Below are 19,210 nucleotides of genomic sequence, written 5' to 3'. Positions count from 1 at the left end.
CCGCCCCTCCGGCGGGCTTTTTTATTGCCTTGAAGGAATTTGCCATGACCAGCCAATCTGCCGCTCTGGCCGCCCCGCTTGCCGCCAACGATATCATTGTCGACCGCCCCGTCCCCAACCCGATGCCCGGCCTGCTCGGCGGCACGGACCTTAGCGAGAACGACAGCCGCCACCTGTTCGAGCGGCTGGTGCTGGGCCGCCTCGAACCGGCCGAGATCGCCGGAATGCTCATCGCGCTCCGCGTAAAGGGGGAGACTGCGGCGGAAATGATCGGCGCCGCCCGCGCCCTGTTCGCCGCCGCGACCCCGTTCGATCGGCCGGACTATTTGTTCGCCGATTGCTGCGGCACTGGCGGAGACGGTTCGGGCCTCATCAACGTCTCCACCGCCACCGCATTCGTCGCCGCGTCCTGCGGCCTCCCCGTAGCCAAGCACGGCAACCGCTCGGTCAGCTCGCAATGCGGCTCGGCGGACGTTCTCGAAGCGCTTGGCGCGCGGCTCGACATGGAAGCGCCCAGGGCCCGCAAACTCCTCGACGAGACCGGCTTTTGCTTCCTCTTCGCGCCTGCCTACCACCCCGGAATGAAGTACGCCGCGCTGGTCCGCCGCCAGCTCCAGGTGCGTACGGTGATGAACCTGCTCGGCCCCTGCATCAATCCGGCCCGCCCACGGGTCCAGCTTCTCGGCGTCGCAGACCCAGCCATGCTTCACCGGATCGCCCAGGTACTCCAAGCGATGGGCGTCGAGCAGGCTCTGGTCGTCCACGGCTCCGGCCTCGACGAGGTCGCGCTTCACGGCCCCACAAGAGCCGTCCGCATCAACGGCGACGACATGGAGGATATCGAGCTCACACCGGAGCAGGCCGGACTGACACGAGTCCCATTGCGCGTCGTCAAAGGCGGCGACGTGGCCGAAAACGCCGCCCGCTTTCGGGCGCTCCTTAATGGCAAGGCCCCGGAGGCCGACGAGCAGATCGTCCTTTTAAACACCGCCGCGCTGCTCCTCGTCGCGGGCAAGGCGGGCGACCTGCGCGAAGGCGTCGCCCTCGCTCGCGATGCACTTCGCACCGGCAAGGCCGCACAGGTGCTCAAGCGTTATGTCGAGGCCAGCAATGACTGATCTCGGCCTGCTTGGACCGATTGTCGCCGCTAAGCGAACAGAGCTTGGCGAACGCCTAGGCGATATGCCGATCGAAGAACTGCGCGCGAAGGCCAGGCCCACCACCCGCAGCCTCAAGGCCGCGCTCGACCGGCCCGGCGGCCGCTTCATCTTCGAATACAAGCGCGCGTCCCCGTCGGAAGGACCGCTCAACGCTTCCGCCGATCCGGTTGCCATCGCGCGCGCCTACAGCGGCGTCGCCGACGCGATGAGCGTTCTCGTCGATCCGCATTTCCAGGGCAGCTACGCCGATCTTCGCGCCGCCCGCGCCGCCTTCGATGGGCCGATCCTCGCCAAGGATTTCGTCGTCGATCCGCGTCAGGTAGTCGAGGCGCGGCTGGCCGGGGCCGATGCTGTCCTCGCAATTCTCGCAGTGCTCGACGACCGCGCCGTTAGCGAAGTCATGACCGAGGCCGCGCGTTTCAGGATGGACGTGCTCGTCGAGGTTCACGACGAAACGGAGATTCGCCGCGCCATCGCACTTGGCGCACCTCTCATCGGCATCAACAACCGCAACCTCAAAAGCTTCCGTACCGATCTTTCGGTAACCGAACGCCTTTCACCTCTGGCTCAAGGCCGGACGCTCGTGGCGGAATCCGGCATTGCCACCCGCGCCGACATCGACCGCCTGTCGCCGCTCGTCGACGCCTTCCTGGTCGGTTCCACGCCGATGCGCGACCCCGATCCTCGCCTTGCCGCGCGCGCGCTCGCATTCGGCCGCGTGAAATTGTGCGGATTGCGGACGGCCGACGACCTCATCGCCGCCGCGCCCGCCGCTTATGCCGGGCTGCTGTTCGTGCCGGAAAGCCCGCGAAGCGTGACGCTCGCGCAAGCCGAAGCGCTTTCCGGCCCCAAGGCCCCGCCTTTCGTCGGCGTCTTCCGGGATGCGCCGCTTGAGACAGTCGTCGATGCCGCCAGCCGGGTGCCTTTCGCAGCGATCCAGCTCCACGGCGCCGAAGGCATCGCCTACGTCGCTGCTCTCCGCAAGGCGTTCGCCGGCGAAATCTGGCTCGCCCAGCATCCTGCAGACCCGCCGCGCGCAGGCGGCGACCGGCTGCTGTTCGACAACCGCGGCGGCGGTACGGGTGAGCCTTTCGACTGGTCCGCGCTCGCCGGCCACCCCGGGCTCGGCCGCGCGATGATCGCCGGCGGCATCGGCGCGCACAACGCCCGCGCCGCCCGCGCTCTCGGCGCGTTCGGGATCGACGTCGGCTCGGCAACCGACGCGGCCCCCGGCATCAAGGACCATTCAAAGATCGCTGCGCTGTTCGACGCGCTCCGCACTGTTTCGCGCAAGGAAAGGCTCCGCATATGCGCCTGAATGGCCGCTTCGGCCGCTTCGGCGGCTGCTACGTTCCCGAGATTCTCCTTCCCGCGCTCGTTCAGCTCGAGGCCGCTTTCCTCGACGCGGAAGAGGACCCCGCCTTCCGCGCCGAGCTCGACGCGCTTCTCACCACCTATGCCGGTCGCCCGACGCCCCTGACCCGTTGCCGCAACCTCGGGCAGGGCCGCATCTACCTGAAGCGCGAGGACCTGCTCCACGGCGGCGCGCACAAGACCAACCAGGTGCTCGCCCAGGGCCTGCTCGCCAAGCGCATGGGCAAGACCCGCCTCATCGCCGAGACCGGCGCCGGCCAGCATGGCGTCGCGACCGCGATGGTCGGGGCATTGCTCGGCCTTGAAACCGAAATCTACATGGGCGCCGACGATGTCGAACGGCAGGCGCTGAACGTCCACCGCATGGCGCTGATGGGCGCGCAGGTCGTGCCCGTGACCGCCGGCGACCGCACACTCAAGGACGCGGTGAACGAGGCGCTTCGCGACTGGGCAGCCAGCTTCGAGGACACCCATTACCTTCTCGGGACCGCCGCCGGACCGCATCCCTTTCCCCTGATGGTCCGCCAGTTCCAACGCATCATCGGCCGCGAGGCGCGCGAGCAGATGCTCGCCGCCGAGGGCCGCCTTCCCGATGCCGTCGTCGCTTGCGTCGGCGGCGGCTCCAACGCCATCGGCCTGTTCAGCGATTTCGTGCCCGACGAGTCCGTCCGCCTGATCGGCGTCGAAGCGGCCGGGCGCGGCCTAAGCGGCCAGGATCATGGCGCCACCCTCCAACGCGGCAGCCCCGGAATCCTCCACGGCTCGGAAACGCTCATACTCCAGGACCGCCATGGCCAGGTCAGCGACAGCTGGTCCATCTCCGCCGGCCTCGATTATCCAGCGGTCGGGCCGGAGCACGCCCACCTCCAGGATATCGGCCGCGCGACATATGTGGGAGCCAGAGACGACGAAGCCTTTGCCGCCTTCAAGGCCCTCGCCCGGCATGAGGGCATCGTCCCCGCCCTTGAATCGTCGCACGCCATTGCCGAGGCCCTGCGCCTCCACTCCGAGCAGCCCGACGCGCTGATCCTCGTCGGCCTGTCCGGTCGCGGCGACAAGGACATGGCGTCCGTGCAGAAGCTGCTGGAGGCCGCTTAATGAGTCGCTACGCATCCATGTTCGCGGCCTGCCGTGCCCAAAACCGCATCGCTTTCGGTGGATTCCTGATGCTTGGCCACCCCTCACCATCCGCCACTGCCGAACTGCTCGACGCGCTCGTCGAGGGCGGCGCCGACATGGTCGAACTCGGCATCCCCTTCTCCGATCCGGTCGCAGACGGCCCGGTCATTGCCCGCGCCGGGAAACAGGCGCTCGAAGCCGGCGTGACCCCGGACGACTGCCTCGGGATGATCGCCGCCTTCCGCGCCCGCCATCCCGCCGTTCCCGTGGGCATCTTGACCTACGCGAACATCGTCATGGCTCGCGGTCGCTCCGCTTTCGCTCGCGAACTTGCCGATGCCGGAGCCGACAGCCTGCTCGTCGCGGACGTCCCCTCGATCGAGGCCGAACCGTGGGCGGAGGACATGATCGCCGCTGGAATCGATCCGGTTCTCATCGCCGCTCCAAACACGCCCGACTCCGCACTTCAGCGCATCGCAGGCTTAGGCCGCGGCTACACCTATTGTGTCGCGCGCAGCGGAGTCACCGGCTCCGGTGAGGCGCCCCGGCTAGCGCACGGCGCCCTGTTCGCAGCGCTCGAACGGCATGGAGCACACCCGCCTGTCCTCGGCTTCGGAATCTCGACGGCCGAACATGTCGCCGCCGCCGCACAGGCGGGCGCCGCGGGAGTAATCGTCGGCAGCGCGCTGGTCCAGATCGCCGCGCTTGAGGACGGACCTGCCCAGGTCCGCGATTTCTGCCGGGCGCTCGCCCGCGCCTAGCGGGCCCGCGGAGCTCGTTCCACCGTCGCAATCGCCCTACGCCGACACGCCTCGCTTTGACCCCCGCGTTCCCCTCCCCTAAGGCGCAGCCGCAACCGCCAAGGGGATTCTCAAGTGGGTAACGTCACGGTCATCGGCGCGCAGTGGGGCGACGAGGGCAAGGGAAAGATCGTCGACTGGCTCGCCAGCCGCGCCGACGTTGTCGTCCGCTTCCAGGGCGGCCATAATGCCGGCCACACGCTTGTCGTCGGCGAAAAGGTCTACAAGCTCAGCCTGCTCCCCAGCGGAATCGTCACCGGCACGCTCTCCGTAATCGGCAACGGCGTCGTGCTCGATCCGTGGGCGCTGGAGGCCGAGGTCGAGAAGCTGCGGGCGCAGGATGTCCGCATCGAGCCCGACGTGCTGCGCATCGCCGAGACCTGCCCGCTGATCCTTCCCATTCACCGCGATCTCGACGCGATGCGCGAGGATGCGAGCGGCGCCGGCAAGATCGGCACCACTCGCCGTGGGATCGGCCCGGCCTATGAGGACAAGGTCGGCCGCCGCGCCATCCGCGTCTGCGACCTCGCGCACCTCGCCGAGATCGACCCGTTGCTCGATCGACTATGCGCCCATCACGACCACCTTCGCGCCGGCTTCGGCCAGCCCCCGTCGACCGCGACCGGCTGAAGGACGACCTTGCCGGGATCGCCGACTTCGTCCTGCAGTTTGCCCGTCCGGTTTGGCGGGATCTCGACGAGGCGCGCCGACGCGGGCGGCGAATCCTGTTCGAAGGCGCGCAGGGCGTTCTGCTCGACGTCGACCACGGAACCTATCCGTTCGTCACCTCTTCCAACACGGTCGCCGGTACGACCGGCAGCGGCAGCGGCATGGGCCCGGGCGCGGCCGGCTTCGTGCTCGGCATCGTCAAGGCCTACACCACCCGCGTCGGCTCAGGCCCCTTCCCGACCGAGCTAAGCGACGACATCGGCCAGCGCCTCGGCGAGCGAGGCCATGAATTCGGCACCGTTACGGGCCGCCAACGGCGCTGCGGCTGGTTCGACTCCGTGCTCGTCCGCCAGTCGGCCGCGGTCAGCGGCGTGACCGGAATCGCGCTGACCAAGATCGACGTCCTCGACGGGCTCGAGACGGTGAAGATCTGCACCGGCTATCGCATCGACCACGAGACCTTCGACTATCTCCCGCCGCACGCTGCGGACCAGATGCGGGCCGAGCCGATCTATGAGGAAATGGACGGGTGGAGCGGCACCACCGCAGGCGCGCGGAGCTGGGCAGACCTTCCCGCCCAAGCGATCAAATACGTCCGCCGAATCGAAGAGCTGATCCGCTGCCCGGTGGCGCTGGTCTCCACCTCCCCGCAGCGGGAGGACACGATTTTGGTGCGAGACCCATTCACGTCCTGAGCAGAGCACGGGCCTGGCTCAGTAGCGGATCAGGCCCCGGTCCACGAAGAGCAGGTAGGCGCCATAGGCGAGCGCGACCCACACCAGCACGATGACGAACATCGCTCCGCGGCTGGTGGGCCGCTCCCCGCGCCGGTCTGCTTCCACGCGCAGTTCGTCCATCAGCGCGGCCGGTATCAGCTTCAATGACAGCCAGATTCCGGCGGGAACGATGATCAGGTCGTCGATATAGCCGAGCACCGGGATGAAGTCGGGAATGAGGTCGATCGGGCTCAGTGCGTAGGCTGCGACCGCCCCGGCGAGCAGCTTCGCGCCGATTGGCGTTCTCGGGTCCCGGGCGGCAAGCCACAAGGCGACGACATCGCGTTTCAGCCGGCGTGCCCAGTCTTTTAGCCGACCGCTCAATGCGTCACTTCGAAGTTATGCGCTCCGGTCAGGGCGACCGCTTCGCAGTCCAGCGCGTCCACCCTCGCCGCCCCCGGTCCGTGCTTCATCGCCGCGATCATCTCCTCGACCGCCGCTTGTTCGCCTTCGACATGCGCCTCGACGCTGCCATCCGCGCAGTTGCGAACCCATCCGAAAACACCGAGCCGCTTTGCCTGCTCGCGCGTCCACGCGCGGAAGAACACGCCTTGCACCCGGCCAGTGACACGAATGCGGCGTGCTGTGGCCATCACACTGTCGCGATGTCGGGCGCGTCCTCGGCCTTCATTCCGACGACGTTGTAGCCGGCATCGACATGGTGGATTTCGCCAGTCACGCCGCTGGCAAGGTCGCTGAGCAGGTAAAGCCCTGCGCCGCCGACATCCTCGATCGTCACGTTGCGGCGGAGCGGCGCATTATATTCGTTCCACTTCATGATGTAGCGGAAGTCGCCGATCCCGCTCGCGGCCAGGGTCTTGATCGGTCCGGCGCTGATCGCGTTGACGCGAATGCCCTCGGGCCCAAGGTCGGCGGCGAGATATTTGACGCTGGTCTCGAGCGCGGCCTTGGCGACGCCCATGACGTTGTAATGCGGAATGACCTTCTCCGCGCCATAATAGCTAAGGGTCAGCATCGACCCGCCCGGCTTCATCATCCGCCGCGCCCGCTGCGCCACCGCGCAGAAGCTGTAGACGGAGATGTTCATGGTCATCAGGAAGTTCTCAAGGCTGGTGTCGACGTAGCCGCCGCGAAGCTCGTTCTTGTCGGAAAAGCCGATGGCATGGACGACGAAGTCCAGCCCGTCCCAGCGTTCAGCGACTTGTTTGAACGCGCGGTCGAGCGCGGCCGTTTCCGACACGTCGCAGTCGAAACAGAAGTCGCTGCCGAGCTGCTCCGCTAAAGGCCGCACCCGCTTTTCGAGCGCCTCGCCCTGGTAGCTGAACGCCAGCTCGGCGCCCTGCTCGCCAAGTTGCTTCGAAATCCCCCAGGCCAGCGACTTGTCATTCGCCAGGCCCATGATGAGTCCGCGCTTGCCGCTCATCAATCCACTCATGCTTTTGCCCCTTGTTCGCTCAATTCCACATCTTCGCCCGGCTCCGGTTCCTCGACCTCGAGCTGCTGCGCGTATGGACCCTCGTAAACCTCGCCCTTTAGCGCCTTGCCGCCGTAATCGGCCAGCGCGGCGTTGAGCTCGGCGCCGGTAACCACCCCAAGGCCGACGAGGAAGAAGAAAATCAGCGCAATCATCACGCCGGCGAGGCTTCCGTACGTGATCTCGTAGCCGCCGGCCATTGCGAGCGCCGGTGGAAGCAATTCGACGCTGGCGATCCACCATAATGTCACCAGCATCGCGCCGGGCCATTTGCGGCAGCCGATCTTGCGGTAGCGCTTGGGGGTGAGGATCAAGAAGATCGCGTAAAACGTGGCATAAAGCGTCACCGCCGGCGCGAAACGATACCAGCCCAACTGGGTCGCAAGACCGTCCGACGCCGGCAGCCGGGCGACCACGAAATGCTCGATCGATGTGCCGAGAACCGCAAGGCCGAACGCGAGCATCAGCAGCAGGACGGCGACAAGGATGATCCCCAGCGAACCCAGGCGGTAGGTCCAGAAGGGCGCGCTATAAGGAACGCCGTAGGCGCGGCGCAGGATGTCGCGGATCGTCTCGATGAAGCTTGCCGCGGTCCACAGGCCGACGATCGCGCCGAACCACAGCAATGGTCCGGTTCGCGCCGTCAGCACTTCTTGGATCGGCGCGCTCAAGACTTCGGCGACGTTCGGCGGCAAACGCGCGAGGATCGTCGCCACGGTGCGCTGACCGTCAGCCGACTGGCCGAGCAACTGGGCGATGGCGGCAGCGAGAATGAAGAATGGAAACAGCGCCAGAAGCGACAGGAAGGCGAGGTTGCCGGCGTGGATGAAGCCATCGTTATAGACGCCGATCGCGACGCGCTTGGTGATCTCCCAAGCGGTCGGCGGCGGGTGATGAGCCTCGGCGACATGCGGCCCGAGCGCCGCGGCTTCCGCTGCCTGCTCCTTTCGCCGTTCCTCTGGCGACAGCGGATGCTGGTCCTGCATCCGACCCTAAACGCCAAGCGCCTTGCGCGGGTTGCCGCCGCCGTCCCAGCTTTCCGCGAAGGTGCGAAGCGCGGCATCGTCGGCCGGCAGGTCGACCGACAGCATGACCTTCATGTCGCCGCGCTTGCCGGCCTTGTCGGTGAAGCCCTTGGCCTTGAGGCGGAGTACCTTGCCCGATGTCGCGCCCTTGGGCACCGTGAGCATCACCGGCCCGTCGGGCGTCGGCGCCTTCACCTTGGCGCCGAGCACGGCTTCCTTGAGCGTAATCGGCAGCGTCAGGCGGATGTCATTGCCTTCGCGCGCGAAGAAGGGATGCGGCGCGACCTCGATCGAAACGATTGCGTCGCCCATTCCGCCAGGGCCCTGCTGCCCTTGCCCGCTCAGCCGAATCTTCGTGCCGTCCTCAACGCCCTTGGGAAGCTTGAGATCGATCGTCTTGCCACCGGACAAGGTCACGCGCTGGGGCTTCAGCGCTGCCGCATCCAGAAACGGAACCTTGAGCCGATAAGCGACGTCGGCGCCCTTTGGCGGCGGTGCACTCCGCCGTCCAAAACCGCCACCCGACCGACGTGCCCCGCCTCCGCCGAAGAGGCCTTCGAACAGGTCGCTGAGGTCGGCTGGATCGGCGCTGAAGCCGCCGGGAAAGCCTTCGAATCCGCCCGTACCGCCGCCTCCGCCGGGATAGCTTGATCGGCCACCGCCGCCGCCGAAACCTGCGCCGAACGGCATCCTGGGGTTGCCGTCTTCGTCGATCTCGCCGCGGTCGTAGCGGGCGCGCTTGTCCTTGTCGGACAGGATTTCATAGGCCTGCGTCACTTTTGCGAAACGCTCGGCCGCCTTGGGATTGTCCTTGTTGCGGTCGGGGTGAAGCTGCTTGGCGAGGCTTCGATAGGCTTTCTTTATCTCGGCCTCGCTCGCTCCCCGCGCAATTCCAAGCTGCTGGTATAGGTCCATAAGTCACTCCTGCCCAGCAGCACCTTGCAGGGCAAGGGCCGCGCGGCCTAATGCGTCGCCCGACATGGCCGACGATCCCATCACGCTGTTCGACGACTGGCTGGCCGAAGCACGAGCCGCCGAGCCCAACGACCCCGAAGCAATGGCCCTTGCAACCGCGGATTCGGAAGGGCGCCCGAGCGTTCGTATGGTGCTGCTGAAGGGACATGGGCCGGACGGATTCAGCTTCTTTACCAATGCTGGCAGCCGCAAGGGTGGCGAGTTGGCAGCCAACCCGGCTGGCTCCCTTCTATTCCATTGGAAGTCGCTTCGCCGCCAGGTCCGCATCGACGGCATGGTCGAAAAGTTGAGCGACCGCGAGGCCGATGACTATTTCGCAACTCGGGGCCGCGATAGCCAGCTCGGTGCGTGGGCGTCGGATCAATCGCGCCCGCTCGACAGCCGCGAGACCTTCGAAAATCGCTTCAACGCGGCGGGATCCCGCTTCGAAGGGCAAGATGTGCCGCGCCCGGCTTATTGGACCGGCTTCCGCCTGATCCCCGAACGCATTGAATTCTGGGAGGACCGCCCGCACCGCCTCCACCACCGCCGCCTGTTCACGAGGAACGGCGACAGCTGGGCCGAGGGGCTGCTCTACCCGTGAACCCTGAGCGCGCTCGCCTGACCCAGCGCGCGGCGCTGGCAAGCATCACCATGGCCGTGGTCCTTGTGTCGCTGAAGACGGTCGCGTCCTGGCAGACCGGCTCGGTCGCGATGCTCGGAAGTCTTGCCGACAGCGCGCTCGACCTGCTTGCCAGCCTCGTCACCCTCGTCGGGGTGCGGTTCGCGGCGATGCCGGCCGATGACGATCACCGCTTCGGCCATGGCAAGGCAGAGGCGCTTGCGGCGCTCGCGCAGGTTATCCTGATCACGATTTCGGCGCTTGGCATTGCCTGGCGCGCCATCGACCGCCTGCAGAACGGCGCACCCACCGGGGACTTGGAGATGGGTGTCGGGGTGTCGGTGTTCGCGATTCTCGCGACCTTCGCGCTGCTCGCCTACCAGCGCCACGTTATCCGCAAGACCGGCTCGATCGCGATAAGGACCGACAACGTCCATTATCAGTCGGACCTGTTCCTCAACCTGTCGGTGATCGCCGCGCTAGTCCTGGACCAGATGATGGGATGGCGCGCCGCGGACCCGATCTTCGGGATCGGCATCGCTCTATGGCTGATGTGGGGCGCCGGGCGCGCGGCATCCCATTCCGTCGACCAGCTCATGGACCGCGAGTGGCCGCAGGAGGAGCGCGAGGCATTCCTCTATGCTGCGCGCGATTATCCCGAGCTCGATGGCCTCCACGACTTCCGCACCCGCCATGCCGGCACGCACCGCTTCGTCCAGTTCCACGTCTGGGTCCCGGCCGACTGGACGGTGCGTGAGGCGCACGACCGCATGGATGCCGTCGAGGAGAAATTGCAGTCGCGGTTCCCGGGAACCGAGATCCTCATCCATCTCGACCCGGAAGGTCATACCGACCGCGAGACGATGCTCCCATCCGCAATCACGGAAAAGAAGCCTTGATCGATCTTCCCATCTTTCAGGTCGATGCGTTCGCGAGCCGGCCGTTCACGGGAAATCCGGCGGCGGTCATGCCCCTCGACCAATGGCTTCCCGACGATATCATGCAGATGATCGCGGCCGAAAATAACCTTGCCGAGACAGCTTTCCTCGTACGTTGCGAACACGATGACGCCGATTACGACCTGCGCTGGTTCACCCCGACGGTCGAGGTCGACCTGTGCGGCCATGCGACACTGGCCAGCGCCCATGTCCTGCCGTTCGATGACAGGATTCGCTTCGCCACGCGCTCGGGAATCCTGACTGTCGAGAAGCGCGATGGGAAGCTGTGGCTCGACCTGCCTACCGGTTCCGTAGAGCCGGGGACGGAGCCCGGCCTGCTCGAAGCGCTCGGCCTGCGGGAAAATACGCCCTGCTTCCTTGGGCGTGGCGGCAATGGCGCGGCGATCGCCCTGCTCGAAAACGAGGCGGCTGTCCGCGCCGTCGATCCCGACTTCCGCGCGCTGAAGGGATACGACCGGCTGGTGATGGTGACCGCGACGGGCGACAACACCGATGTCGTCAGCCGCGTCTTCGCCGCTTACCACGGCATCGACGAAGATCCGGTGACCGGCTCCGCTCACGGCTCGCTGGTCCCCTTTTGGGCAAACCGCCTCGGCCGCATCCGCTTCACCGCCTTCCAGGCAAGTAAGCGCGGCGGCCATCTCGTCTGCGAGCTGAGCAACGACCGGGTGATTCTCGGCGGCACCTGCGTCACGGTGATCGACGGCCGCTTCCGGATTTAGGTCGGCTTTCGTCGCGCCACGATCAAGTCGGCGAGGTCTACCGCCCTCATGCGTTGGAACCGGCCCGGGCCGATTGAAACCAGCCCGGACTTTGCCCTTAACGCTTGTAGAGAAGTTCCTGGAGCAACATGCTGCCGCCGAGCTTGCGATATTTTGCCCGGGCGCCGCTTTGTTTGTCCTGTTCGCGGGAGGTCGTCGCGAGGAAGGCGTTCAGTTCCTTCTCGCGTGCTTCGTCCTCGGCGGGCGTCGTCACATGATCGCTGATGGTGACGAGGTAGAGGTCCGGCTCTCCCGCGCGCTTGTTGACGTTGGCCAGGATATAAGAGTTCCTCATCCAGCCCTTCGACTTCGAGAACTCGATGTTTTTGCGATATGCGCCCGCGAGGTGGTCGGCATACTCGCCCGTATAGCCATCATCGATCGTGATCTCGGCGACTGTCCAGAAGTTGCCGCCCCTTAGCGGACTGTCCTGTGCCGCGACCGGACTCGCGAACGCGATTGTTGCCGCGCCGAGCGCGGTAAGCATGAACTTATGCATGGGTGTTCCCCTTTGGCGAACGTCCGTCCGCCCAGAGACGAAAGTCGCAACGACTCGGCGGACGCCGGCCATCGAAATCGTCCACGGTCAACGTATGGCGAAACGCCGCCGACTTCTAACGGAAATTTTACGGTGTTGAATGATCTGAATTGTGCGCGTTGCTAAAGTCCAGCCTCAATCGCCAGCCGGATCGCTTCCGCCGAGCTTCGAACACCCAGGCGGCGGAGGAGGTGCATGCGGTGGATTTCGACCGTTTTCTGACTGATATTCAATTCACTTGCGATCTGCTTGCTGAGGTGGCCTCTCGCGATCAGAGTCAGGATCTGTAACTGCCGGCTCGTGAGCGATGCGATACTTTGCCTGGCACGCGCCCTGCGCGCTGCGAGACCCCCAGAGTCCATTGCGCCAAGATCGACTTGGGAACCGAGAAACCATCGCAGCTTTCCATCCTCCTCGAACAGCGGCATGATCATGACGCCATTCAGGAACATGGTGCCGTCACGGCGATAATTGACCATCGGCACCAGCGCCGGCCGCCGTTCTCGGATTGCAGTGGCAATTTCCGCTGACGAAGCTGGATCTGTATCTGGTCCAGTCAGGAACCGGCAATTTCGCCCGATGATTTCGTTTTCCGAGTAGCCGGTGAGCGTGCGAAACGCTTCGTTCGCAAGACGGATGGGATTGTCGGGCGCCGTCGGGTCGGTAACCACCATGGCCACCGGGCTTAGCTCGATCGAGGCGAAAAATGCCTTTCGCTCGGGCGGCTGGTCCGGAAAGTCGAACATGACGATGGCCGATCGTATTAAGCGCGATGCTCTTGCTCAAGCCATCCCGCAGTGCCCAGGCCTTGAACGCTAGCGGTTGGCCGTAAACGCTGCGAGTGCGTTGGCACTCGGATTGCTGATGCAATAATCGATGATCTTGTCCGTCGACGCGGCGATCGGGCCAAGCTCGATCACCGACTGCTTCTTTTGCCCGCTGACGTAGCCGTGCAGGAACAGAACGGCATTGTCGCGATATTCGCCGTTCATGGTCAGTAGCGATCGGCAGTCGAAGGTGGAAAGATCGACCTTGTCCGCCTTGGCCGGCCCCTGCCCAATCGCCGGGCCCGTGAATGCCAGGGCCGCAACGGCTGCGGCGATTGCGCTTGCTCTAAATTGATTCGTCATGGTTGCCCTCGTCGCTCGTGGTGTCGTTGGAGACCGCATTTTCTTAGCCTCGCATGCAGGCGTTATATTCCGCCTGGTAGATGTCGGAGTAGTCGCGGTCCCTGCGGACTCCGCCCCGCACCGCTCCGAACCCGGCGCCGACTGCGGCGCCGCGCCCGGCGTTGCCGGTAATCGCTCCGAAGACCACTCCTCCCGCTGCGCCGCGCGCCGCGCCGCCGAGGGCGCCGCCGCGCGATGAGGAACGGCTTATCTCCTTCGCCTGGTCCCTCGCGTAGCCGTCACAATATGCGGAGGACGGGGCCGCAAGCGCCGGCGGGGCGAGAAACGCTCCTGCAGCGAGTAGCGCCGCGCCCAATGTCGTCTTGCCAACTCCGGTCGTTCCGCCGTTCGTCATCGATCAAGCTCCGCGCCGCGAAGAAATGGGCCGTGCGAAAGCACCGGCTGAAGCGCCTTGCTAATGGTTGCCCGTGACCGACTATATCGGGAATCATACCTACGAAAGTGGTCGGAGCGACCGTCGCTGCTTGACGTCAGACTTCAGCCGGCCCAGCAGGTCCAATGCCAGCGCGTCAACGCGCTGCGCCCGTCCTGTCGGCGTATGACTCCATATGGGGAAAGCATATGCTACGAGCCGTGCCACTTCTCACCATTTCGCTTTTGATTGCGGCTCCGGCCGCGGCTGGGCCCGCGGACGACGCGACTGCCGTCGCCACCCAGATCCTCGACAAGTTCAATGGCGGCGACGTGAATGCTTTCGTCGCCGCGCATCAGAGCGGCGCATTGATCGTCGACGAGTTTGCCCCGCACATCTGGAATGGCCCGAATTCCGCGCAGCGATGGGTCAGCGACTATACCAAGGATGCCGAAAAGCGCGGGATCAGCGGCGGCCGAGTCGATTATGACAAACCGCTTCAGGCGAATAGCGATGGAAAATCCGCCTATATCGTCCTTCCGACGACCTATCGCTTCACCCAGAATGGCAAGAAGATGATTGGCAAGGGCAGCATGACGTTTGTCATGGCTCGAAGCGGCGCCATCTGGAAAATTGCGAGCTGGACCTATTCCGGAGGGACGCCCGCGCCGGAATGATCGCCTACGCGGCGACGGCCTCGGCGTTCACGGCAGCCTGGGTGGCGATGATCGTGCCGCCGCCGAGTAACCGTTCGCCGTCAAAGAACACGGCCGACTGGCCCGGCGCGACTCCATATTCGGGCGAATCGAAGGTCACAGTGTCGCCGTCCCAGGTCGCTGTCACCGGCTTCGCGAGGGATCGCACCTTGGCCTGCACTCGCGTTTGGCCCTCGCCGAGCCAGTTGACGCCGTCGATTCGCGCCGCCGCCACCGCCAGCGCGCTTCGCGGCCCAACGAACACCCGCCGCTCCGCCGGCTCCAGCCGCACCACGTAGAGCGGCTCGGCCTGTCCGCCGATCTCGAGGCCGCGGCGCTGGCCAATCGTATAGTGGACGACGCCGCCATGCTCCCCAAGCACGCGTCCGTCGACGTGGACGATTTCGCCTGGCGCCGCTGTCTCAGGCCGAAGCTTTTTCACCAACGAGGCGTAATCGCCGTCCGGGACGAAGCAGATGTCTTGGCTGTCCGGCTTGTCGGCCACGATCAGTCCCGCCTCGGTTGCGAGCGCGCGGACCTCGGCCTTGGGCATATCGCCAAGCGGGAAACGCACGAAGTGGAGCTGATCGGGTGTCGTCCCGTAAAGGAAGTAGCTCTGGTCGCGCGCGGGATCGCGGCCTCTCCATAGCTCGATTCGTCCCTTATTCTCGATTCGCCGGACATAATGGCCGGTTGCCAGGCAATCCGCGCCAAGCTCCCGAGCGAAGGCGATGAGGTCGGTGAACTTCACGCCCTGGTTGCACTTGGAGCAAGGTATTGGGGTCTGCCCCGCCGCATAAGCGTCGGCGAACTCCTCGATCACGCCTTCACGAAAGCGCGTTTCATAATCGAGCACGTAATGCGGGATTCCGAGCCGGTCGCAGACCGTCTTGGCGTCGTAGATGTCTTGCCCTGCGCAGCAGGCGCCGCCGCGCTGCACCGCTTCGCCATGGTCGTAAAGCTGCATCGTTACGCCAACGACACGCGCCCCCGTCCGCGCGGCGAGCATCGCGACGACGGAGGAATCGACGCCGCCCGACATGGCGACGACGATGAAGGATGCGCTGGACTCGCGCGGAAGGTCAAAAATGTCCGGCATGGCGTGGGCCTTTACCTGAAATTCACCCTGTCCGGCTAGAGATGCTCAACCAATGACGGAAAAACGGGGTTCGGTTTGGCGCGATATGACGGAGAATTGATCGCCGCGGGGGAGATCGCGTTCGATCTCGGCGACCTTGCCCGTACGCTTGCCGGCTCCACTGATGAAGCCGAGCGCGCGCGGCGGCTTGCGATGGCCCGCCTGCTCTCTGCCACAGAGGGATGGAAAGCGGCCGCGGCAGCGCTCGACGGCGCCTTTGCCGAGGCACTTGGGGAGTCTGGGTTAACGACACGGAAAGACAGATGAGGATCGGGTTTACCAGCGCGTTTCAGAATATCTTCAACCGCTCGCGGTTTAATGCGGCCATCGAACAGCTTTAGGTGAGTTTGAAAACGACATGCTTGAGAACCAGAAAATCCGGCCGGCTCAGGTCATCGGTCCGCTCGGCGAGCCGCTGACCCTTGATTCGCTCCCCCCGGCCGACACCACGCGCTGGGTCGTCCGCCGCAAGGCGGAAGTGGTCGCTGCTGTCGCGGGCGGGCTTCTGACCGTCGACGAAGCGTGTCAGCGCTACACGCTGAGCCTTGAGGAGTTCACCAGCTGGCAGCGGGCTGTTGATCGTTCGGGCATGCCTGGGCTGCGCGTGACGCGGATCAAGCATTACCGCGACCAATATGAGCGCCAGCAGCGCTATTAATCTGAATTCTCAACGCTTTTTCAGGGTTTGAAACGGCCGCGACCCCTTCCGCGGCCGTTTCGTTACGTACCCGGTCTGGACAGACCGTTCTTAATCCGGAACAAGTAGCGTGCATCACGCGTCTTGATGCCGGAAGGCGGCTGCAAAGACGGACCGCCAAGAACAGGAGGGAATGCGTACATGACCTGGATTCTCATCATCATCATCGGCGGTATTCTGGGCTGGCTGGCGAGCATCATCATGCGGACCGATGCTCAGCAGGGCATCATCCTCAATGTTGTTGTCGGCATCGTCGGCGCCATCTTGGGCGGACTTCTGCTTGCTCCGCTGCTTGGCGGCGGTTCGATCACGTCCGGCGACTTCTCGCTGCCGAATCTGCTCATCTCGCTGCTCGGCGCGGTAATCCTTCTGGCGATCGTCAATCTCGTTCGCCGCGGTTCCGTCCGCTAACAGCGACTGACCACTTAAACTGGAAGGGCCGTCCGGGAAGCCGGGCGGCCCTTTCCTTATTTCCTAGCGCAACTCGAAGCTCATGCTGACCGAGGTCGAGAGGTTCTGCGTGCCCGGGTCAATGTCCGTCTTGGCACGCGAGCCAGTCACCATCATGGTCTCAGCCGCATAGGGGGCGGGCGGCGGCATATGGATTGCGCCGCCTTCACTGACTGAAAGCAGCCGCACGACCCGCATTCCAAGCGCCCGAGCATAGAGCTCGGCACGCGCCCGGCCGTTGGCGATCGCCTTGACCCGCGCCTCGTCATAGGCGGCTTCCGGTTTGTCGATGGTGAGGCTTGGGCCGTTGATCTGGTTCGCGCCCTCCCTCACCAGCGCATCAAGGATCGCGCCGGTGCGCTTCAGGTCACGAAACTTGATGTTCACGGTATTGGTCGCGCGGTAACCGGTAAGAGTCGGCGGCTGGTTCTCCGCATAGCGATATTCCGGATTAAGGTTGATCGAGGAGGTCTGAATGTCCTTGTCGTCGATGCCCGCCCGCTTCAGCGCCGACCGTACCCTTTCCATCCGCTCGGCGTTCTCTTCGATCGCCGCGGTCGCGGTCGGCCGGAGCGTTTGAACCCCAGCGGAAATGATTGCGAGGTCCGGCACCCTAGTGACTTCGCCGCTCGCGCTGATGTCCAGCCGCGTTCCCGACATAACAGGGACGGCGATGGCCTGCGCCGTAAGTGCGGACGGCGCCGTCATGAGCGCGCCCGCAAGCGCAATTTTCCAATGTTTCAACCGATCCTCCATTCACCGAATAGGGGCCAAGCCTGAGGGCCGGGCCATGGCTGCGGGCTGAATGAAAGCGTTAGCGGCGCTTCAGGATCAATCGATAGAGCAAGAGGATGACGAAGGCGCCGACGATTGCGCCGATGAATCCCGCACCGTTCATAGCGCTGTCCAGGCCCAGCGCCTGACCGAGGAAGCCCGCAAGCAGCGCGCCCGCTACGCCGAGCAGGACGGTTATAATGCAGCCGCCGGGATCCTTGCCAGGCATCAGCAGCTTAGCGATCATGCCCGCAAGCCCGCCAATGATGATCCATGCGATCCAGCCGTGCTCTTCGAGATAGCCCATGCGTTTCTCCTTTCGCGGACCGTCGAATCGACGGCCCATGCGCCACGGGGCGCATCCAACACCATCCGCCGGTGCCCGAGCAAGAGCTACCGTTGGTCGAAAAGCATATTACATTCGCAGGAGGATCGGCGATTGGGCATTATTGCAGCCGGTGGCTTATTCGGCTAATACAGTCCCCGAAGGATGCCGGATAAGGCGGGAAAACTGACGAAAGATGCTGAGGATGAACCAGGAAACTCGATTGCAGGGGTCGGACACGCTAATCGTCGTCGACCGTTCTAGCCGGCGCCGCTGGATCATCATCGCGGCAGCGGTGGTCGCACTCGCGGCAATCGCCTATTTCATCTTCACCGGCGGCGAGGAAAAGGGCCCCGCGGCCGGGCCGGGTGGCGGACGAGGCGGCGCTGCCACGGCAGTATCCGTGACCATCCCCGGGCGAACCGACGTCGCGCGCGTGATCAGCGCTTCCGGCCCGCTCGCCGCCCGCCGTGACCAGCCGGTCGGCGTGGCTGGCGAAGGCGGCCTTGTCCGCGCTGTGCATGTCGACGCTGGAAGCTGGGTTCGCCAAGGGCAGGTTCTCGCCTCCGTCGACCGATCGGTCCAGTCGCAGACTGCGGCACAGCTTGCCGCGCAGGTGCAGGCCGCGCGCGCCGATGCCGCCCTTGCCCAGAACGAATATGATCGCAGCGCCGCGCTGGTGAATCGCGGCTTCGTCTCCAAGGCGGATCTCGATCGCAAGAAGGCGGCCCGTGACGCTGCCGAAGCCCGCGTCCGCGTTGCCCAGGCCCAGCTTGGCGCCACCCGCGCCCAGATCGGCCGTCTCGATATTCGCGCGCCGACCTCCGGCCTGGTCCTCGCCCGCAACGTCGAGGTCGGCCAGATCGTAAGCCCTGGAAGCGGCGCCCTGTTCCGCCTTGCGAGCGGCGGCGACATGGAAATGCGAGCGCAGCTTTCGCAGCAGGACCTGGCGTTCGTCCGTTCCGGCATGGCCGCTTCGATCACGCCCGTCGGCTCTGATCGCAGCTACACCGGCCGGGTGTGGCAGGTCGCTCCGGTGATCGATCCGCAAAGCCGCCTTGGCGAAGTCCGGATTTCCGTTCCGTTCGATCCGGCGATCCGGCCGGGAGGCTTCGCGGAAGCCAGGATCACCTCGGGTTCGACGACTGCCCCGCTTCTTCCTCAGAGCGCCGTGCTCAGCGATTCGAAGGGCAATTACGTCTATATCATCAACGGCAAGAACGAGGTCGAGCGGCGCAACGTCAAGGTCGGCAACATCGACGACAACGGCGTGACAATCGCCAGCGGGATCAGCGGGAATGAGCAGGTCGTGGTTTCGGCCGGACCGTTCCTCAACCCTGGGCAGAAAGTCACACCGCGGCGGATCTCGGCGACCGCCGCGCTGCAGCGTTAAGGCG

At 65.1% G+C, this 19,210-nt stretch carries 24 protein-coding genes and 1 pseudogene; 13 read left to right on the top strand and 12 right to left on the bottom strand.

Going from position 1 to position 19,210, the window contains the following annotated elements:
• The first annotated feature begins 44 nt into the window (after window positions 1-44).
• The 5 genes and pseudogenes from trpD to G7076_RS01195 all read left to right on the top strand — a co-directional run bounded on the left by trpD (window position 45) and on the right by G7076_RS01195 (window position 5,817).
• On the top strand, window positions 45-1,118 hold the full coding sequence (gene trpD, locus G7076_RS01215) for an anthranilate phosphoribosyltransferase (RefSeq protein ID WP_206367555.1): 1,074 nt from the start codon (window positions 45-47) through the stop codon (window positions 1,116-1,118).
• Window positions 1,111-2,478, top strand: a complete 1,368-nt coding sequence (gene trpCF, locus G7076_RS01210) for a bifunctional indole-3-glycerol-phosphate synthase TrpC/phosphoribosylanthranilate isomerase TrpF (RefSeq protein ID WP_166199709.1) — start codon at window positions 1,111-1,113, stop codon at window positions 2,476-2,478. The genes trpD and trpCF overlap by 8 nt, the downstream gene beginning before the upstream one ends.
• On the top strand, window positions 2,469-3,632 hold the full coding sequence (gene trpB, locus G7076_RS01205; protein WP_166199707.1) for a tryptophan synthase subunit beta: 1,164 nt from the start codon (window positions 2,469-2,471) through the stop codon (window positions 3,630-3,632). Before trpCF ends, trpB begins: the two co-directional genes overlap by 10 nt.
• Window positions 3,632-4,414: a tryptophan synthase subunit alpha gene (trpA, locus tag G7076_RS01200; protein WP_166199705.1), complete on the top strand. Its 783-nt coding sequence runs from the start codon at window positions 3,632-3,634 to the stop codon at window positions 4,412-4,414. The genes trpB and trpA overlap by 1 nt, the downstream gene beginning before the upstream one ends.
• A gap of 114 nt (window positions 4,415-4,528) precedes the next feature.
• Window positions 4,529-5,817 (top strand): annotated as a pseudogene (locus G7076_RS01195) (adenylosuccinate synthase).
• Between the two features lie 18 nt (window positions 5,818-5,835).
• Here G7076_RS01195 and G7076_RS01190 read toward each other — a convergent pair.
• The 5 genes from G7076_RS01190 to G7076_RS01170 are packed head-to-tail and all read right to left on the bottom strand — an operon-like array spanning window position 5,836 to window position 9,273.
• Window positions 5,836-6,222 carry a YkvA family protein gene (locus tag G7076_RS01190; RefSeq protein ID WP_166199703.1) on the bottom strand — a complete coding sequence of 129 codons (387 nt, stop codon included), beginning with the start codon at window positions 6,220-6,222 and terminating at the stop codon, window positions 5,836-5,838.
• Window positions 6,219-6,491, bottom strand: a complete 273-nt coding sequence (locus tag G7076_RS01185) for an acylphosphatase (protein ID WP_206367554.1) — start codon at window positions 6,489-6,491, stop codon at window positions 6,219-6,221. Before G7076_RS01185 ends, G7076_RS01190 begins: the two co-directional genes overlap by 4 nt.
• Entirely contained in the window at window positions 6,491-7,294 is an 804-nt protein-coding gene (gene fabI, locus G7076_RS01180) for an enoyl-ACP reductase FabI (RefSeq protein WP_166199698.1), read from the bottom strand. Before fabI ends, G7076_RS01185 begins: the two co-directional genes overlap by 1 nt.
• Entirely contained in the window at window positions 7,291-8,319 is a 1,029-nt protein-coding gene (locus G7076_RS01175; protein ID WP_166199696.1) for a YihY/virulence factor BrkB family protein, read from the bottom strand. Before G7076_RS01175 ends, fabI begins: the two co-directional genes overlap by 4 nt.
• 6 nt (window positions 8,320-8,325) lie before the next feature.
• Window positions 8,326-9,273 carry a DnaJ C-terminal domain-containing protein gene (locus G7076_RS01170; RefSeq protein ID WP_166199694.1) on the bottom strand — a complete coding sequence of 316 codons (948 nt, stop codon included), beginning with the start codon at window positions 9,271-9,273 and terminating at the stop codon, window positions 8,326-8,328.
• Between the two features lie 64 nt (window positions 9,274-9,337).
• Between G7076_RS01170 and pdxH the strand changes: the two genes are divergently transcribed.
• The 3 genes from pdxH to G7076_RS01155 are packed head-to-tail and all read left to right on the top strand — an operon-like array spanning window position 9,338 to window position 11,615.
• Window positions 9,338-9,916 carry a pyridoxamine 5'-phosphate oxidase gene (gene pdxH / locus G7076_RS01165; RefSeq protein ID WP_166199692.1) on the top strand — a complete coding sequence of 193 codons (579 nt, stop codon included), beginning with the start codon at window positions 9,338-9,340 and terminating at the stop codon, window positions 9,914-9,916.
• Between the two features lie 50 nt (window positions 9,917-9,966).
• Window positions 9,967-10,833: a cation diffusion facilitator family transporter gene (locus G7076_RS01160; RefSeq protein WP_240913937.1), complete on the top strand. Its 867-nt coding sequence runs from the start codon at window positions 9,967-9,969 to the stop codon at window positions 10,831-10,833.
• Window positions 10,830-11,615, top strand: a complete 786-nt coding sequence (locus G7076_RS01155; RefSeq protein ID WP_166199688.1) for a PhzF family phenazine biosynthesis protein — start codon at window positions 10,830-10,832, stop codon at window positions 11,613-11,615. The genes G7076_RS01160 and G7076_RS01155 overlap by 4 nt, the downstream gene beginning before the upstream one ends.
• Window positions 11,616-11,712: 97 nt before the next feature.
• Here the strand turns inward: G7076_RS01155 and G7076_RS01150 are convergent, their stop codons facing one another.
• From G7076_RS01150 to G7076_RS01135, 4 genes are all read right to left on the bottom strand, one after another.
• The gene (locus G7076_RS01150) at window positions 11,713-12,153 is read right to left on the bottom strand and encodes a hypothetical protein (RefSeq protein ID WP_166199686.1); all 441 of its coding nucleotides are present in this window, start codon (window positions 12,151-12,153) and stop codon (window positions 11,713-11,715) included.
• A gap of 161 nt (window positions 12,154-12,314) precedes the next feature.
• Window positions 12,315-12,938 (bottom strand): response regulator transcription factor, encoded by a 624-nt coding sequence (locus tag G7076_RS01145; RefSeq protein ID WP_166199684.1) that lies wholly within the window; start codon window positions 12,936-12,938, stop codon window positions 12,315-12,317.
• Between the two features lie 69 nt (window positions 12,939-13,007).
• The gene (locus G7076_RS01140) at window positions 13,008-13,322 is read right to left on the bottom strand and encodes an HdeA family protein (RefSeq protein WP_166199682.1); all 315 of its coding nucleotides are present in this window, start codon (window positions 13,320-13,322) and stop codon (window positions 13,008-13,010) included.
• A gap of 43 nt (window positions 13,323-13,365) precedes the next feature.
• Window positions 13,366-13,716 (bottom strand): glycine zipper family protein, encoded by a 351-nt coding sequence (locus tag G7076_RS01135; RefSeq protein WP_166199680.1) that lies wholly within the window; start codon window positions 13,714-13,716, stop codon window positions 13,366-13,368.
• Between the two features lie 227 nt (window positions 13,717-13,943).
• Between G7076_RS01135 and G7076_RS01130 the strand changes: the two genes are divergently transcribed.
• Window positions 13,944-14,411: a nuclear transport factor 2 family protein gene (locus G7076_RS01130; RefSeq protein ID WP_166199678.1), complete on the top strand. Its 468-nt coding sequence runs from the start codon at window positions 13,944-13,946 to the stop codon at window positions 14,409-14,411.
• A gap of 4 nt (window positions 14,412-14,415) precedes the next feature.
• On the opposite strand, the gene mnmA is transcribed toward G7076_RS01130, so the two are convergent.
• Window positions 14,416-15,528 (bottom strand): tRNA 2-thiouridine(34) synthase MnmA, encoded by a 1,113-nt coding sequence (mnmA, locus tag G7076_RS01125; protein ID WP_166199676.1) that lies wholly within the window; start codon window positions 15,526-15,528, stop codon window positions 14,416-14,418.
• Window positions 15,529-15,624: 96 nt separating this feature from the next.
• Here mnmA and G7076_RS01120 point away from each other — a divergent pair, with 96 nt between their 5' ends.
• The 3 genes from G7076_RS01120 (at window position 15,625) to G7076_RS01110 (ending at window position 16,675) form a co-directional block, all read left to right on the top strand.
• Window positions 15,625-15,834: a hypothetical protein gene (locus G7076_RS01120; RefSeq protein ID WP_206367553.1), complete on the top strand. Its 210-nt coding sequence runs from the start codon at window positions 15,625-15,627 to the stop codon at window positions 15,832-15,834.
• Window positions 15,835-15,925: 91 nt separating this feature from the next.
• A complete protein-coding gene (locus tag G7076_RS01115; protein WP_166199672.1) occupies window positions 15,926-16,225 on the top strand; it encodes a DUF1153 domain-containing protein in 300 nt (99 codons plus the stop codon).
• Between the two features lie 180 nt (window positions 16,226-16,405).
• Window positions 16,406-16,675: a GlsB/YeaQ/YmgE family stress response membrane protein gene (locus G7076_RS01110; RefSeq protein WP_166199670.1), complete on the top strand. Its 270-nt coding sequence runs from the start codon at window positions 16,406-16,408 to the stop codon at window positions 16,673-16,675.
• A gap of 63 nt (window positions 16,676-16,738) precedes the next feature.
• Here G7076_RS01110 and G7076_RS01105 read toward each other — a convergent pair whose 3' ends face one another.
• A complete protein-coding gene (locus G7076_RS01105; protein ID WP_240913826.1) occupies window positions 16,739-17,458 on the bottom strand; it encodes an SIMPL domain-containing protein in 720 nt (239 codons plus the stop codon).
• A 70-nt stretch (window positions 17,459-17,528) separates the two neighbouring features.
• Window positions 17,529-17,795 (bottom strand): GlsB/YeaQ/YmgE family stress response membrane protein, encoded by a 267-nt coding sequence (locus G7076_RS01100; protein WP_166199668.1) that lies wholly within the window; start codon window positions 17,793-17,795, stop codon window positions 17,529-17,531.
• Between the two features lie 223 nt (window positions 17,796-18,018).
• Between G7076_RS01100 and G7076_RS01095 the strand changes: the two genes are divergently transcribed.
• A complete protein-coding gene (locus tag G7076_RS01095) occupies window positions 18,019-19,206 on the top strand; it encodes an efflux RND transporter periplasmic adaptor subunit (protein WP_166199666.1) in 1,188 nt (395 codons plus the stop codon).
• Window positions 19,207-19,210: the final 4 nt, after the last annotated feature.

Origin of the sequence: Sphingomonas sp. HDW15A, assembly GCF_011301715.1 — a bacterium.
In the GTDB taxonomy this organism is placed as follows: Bacteria; Pseudomonadota; Alphaproteobacteria; order Sphingomonadales; family Sphingomonadaceae; genus Sphingomicrobium.
The sequence above is the reverse complement of the archived record's forward strand: the minus strand, read 5'-3'. Positions and strand labels throughout refer to the sequence as shown.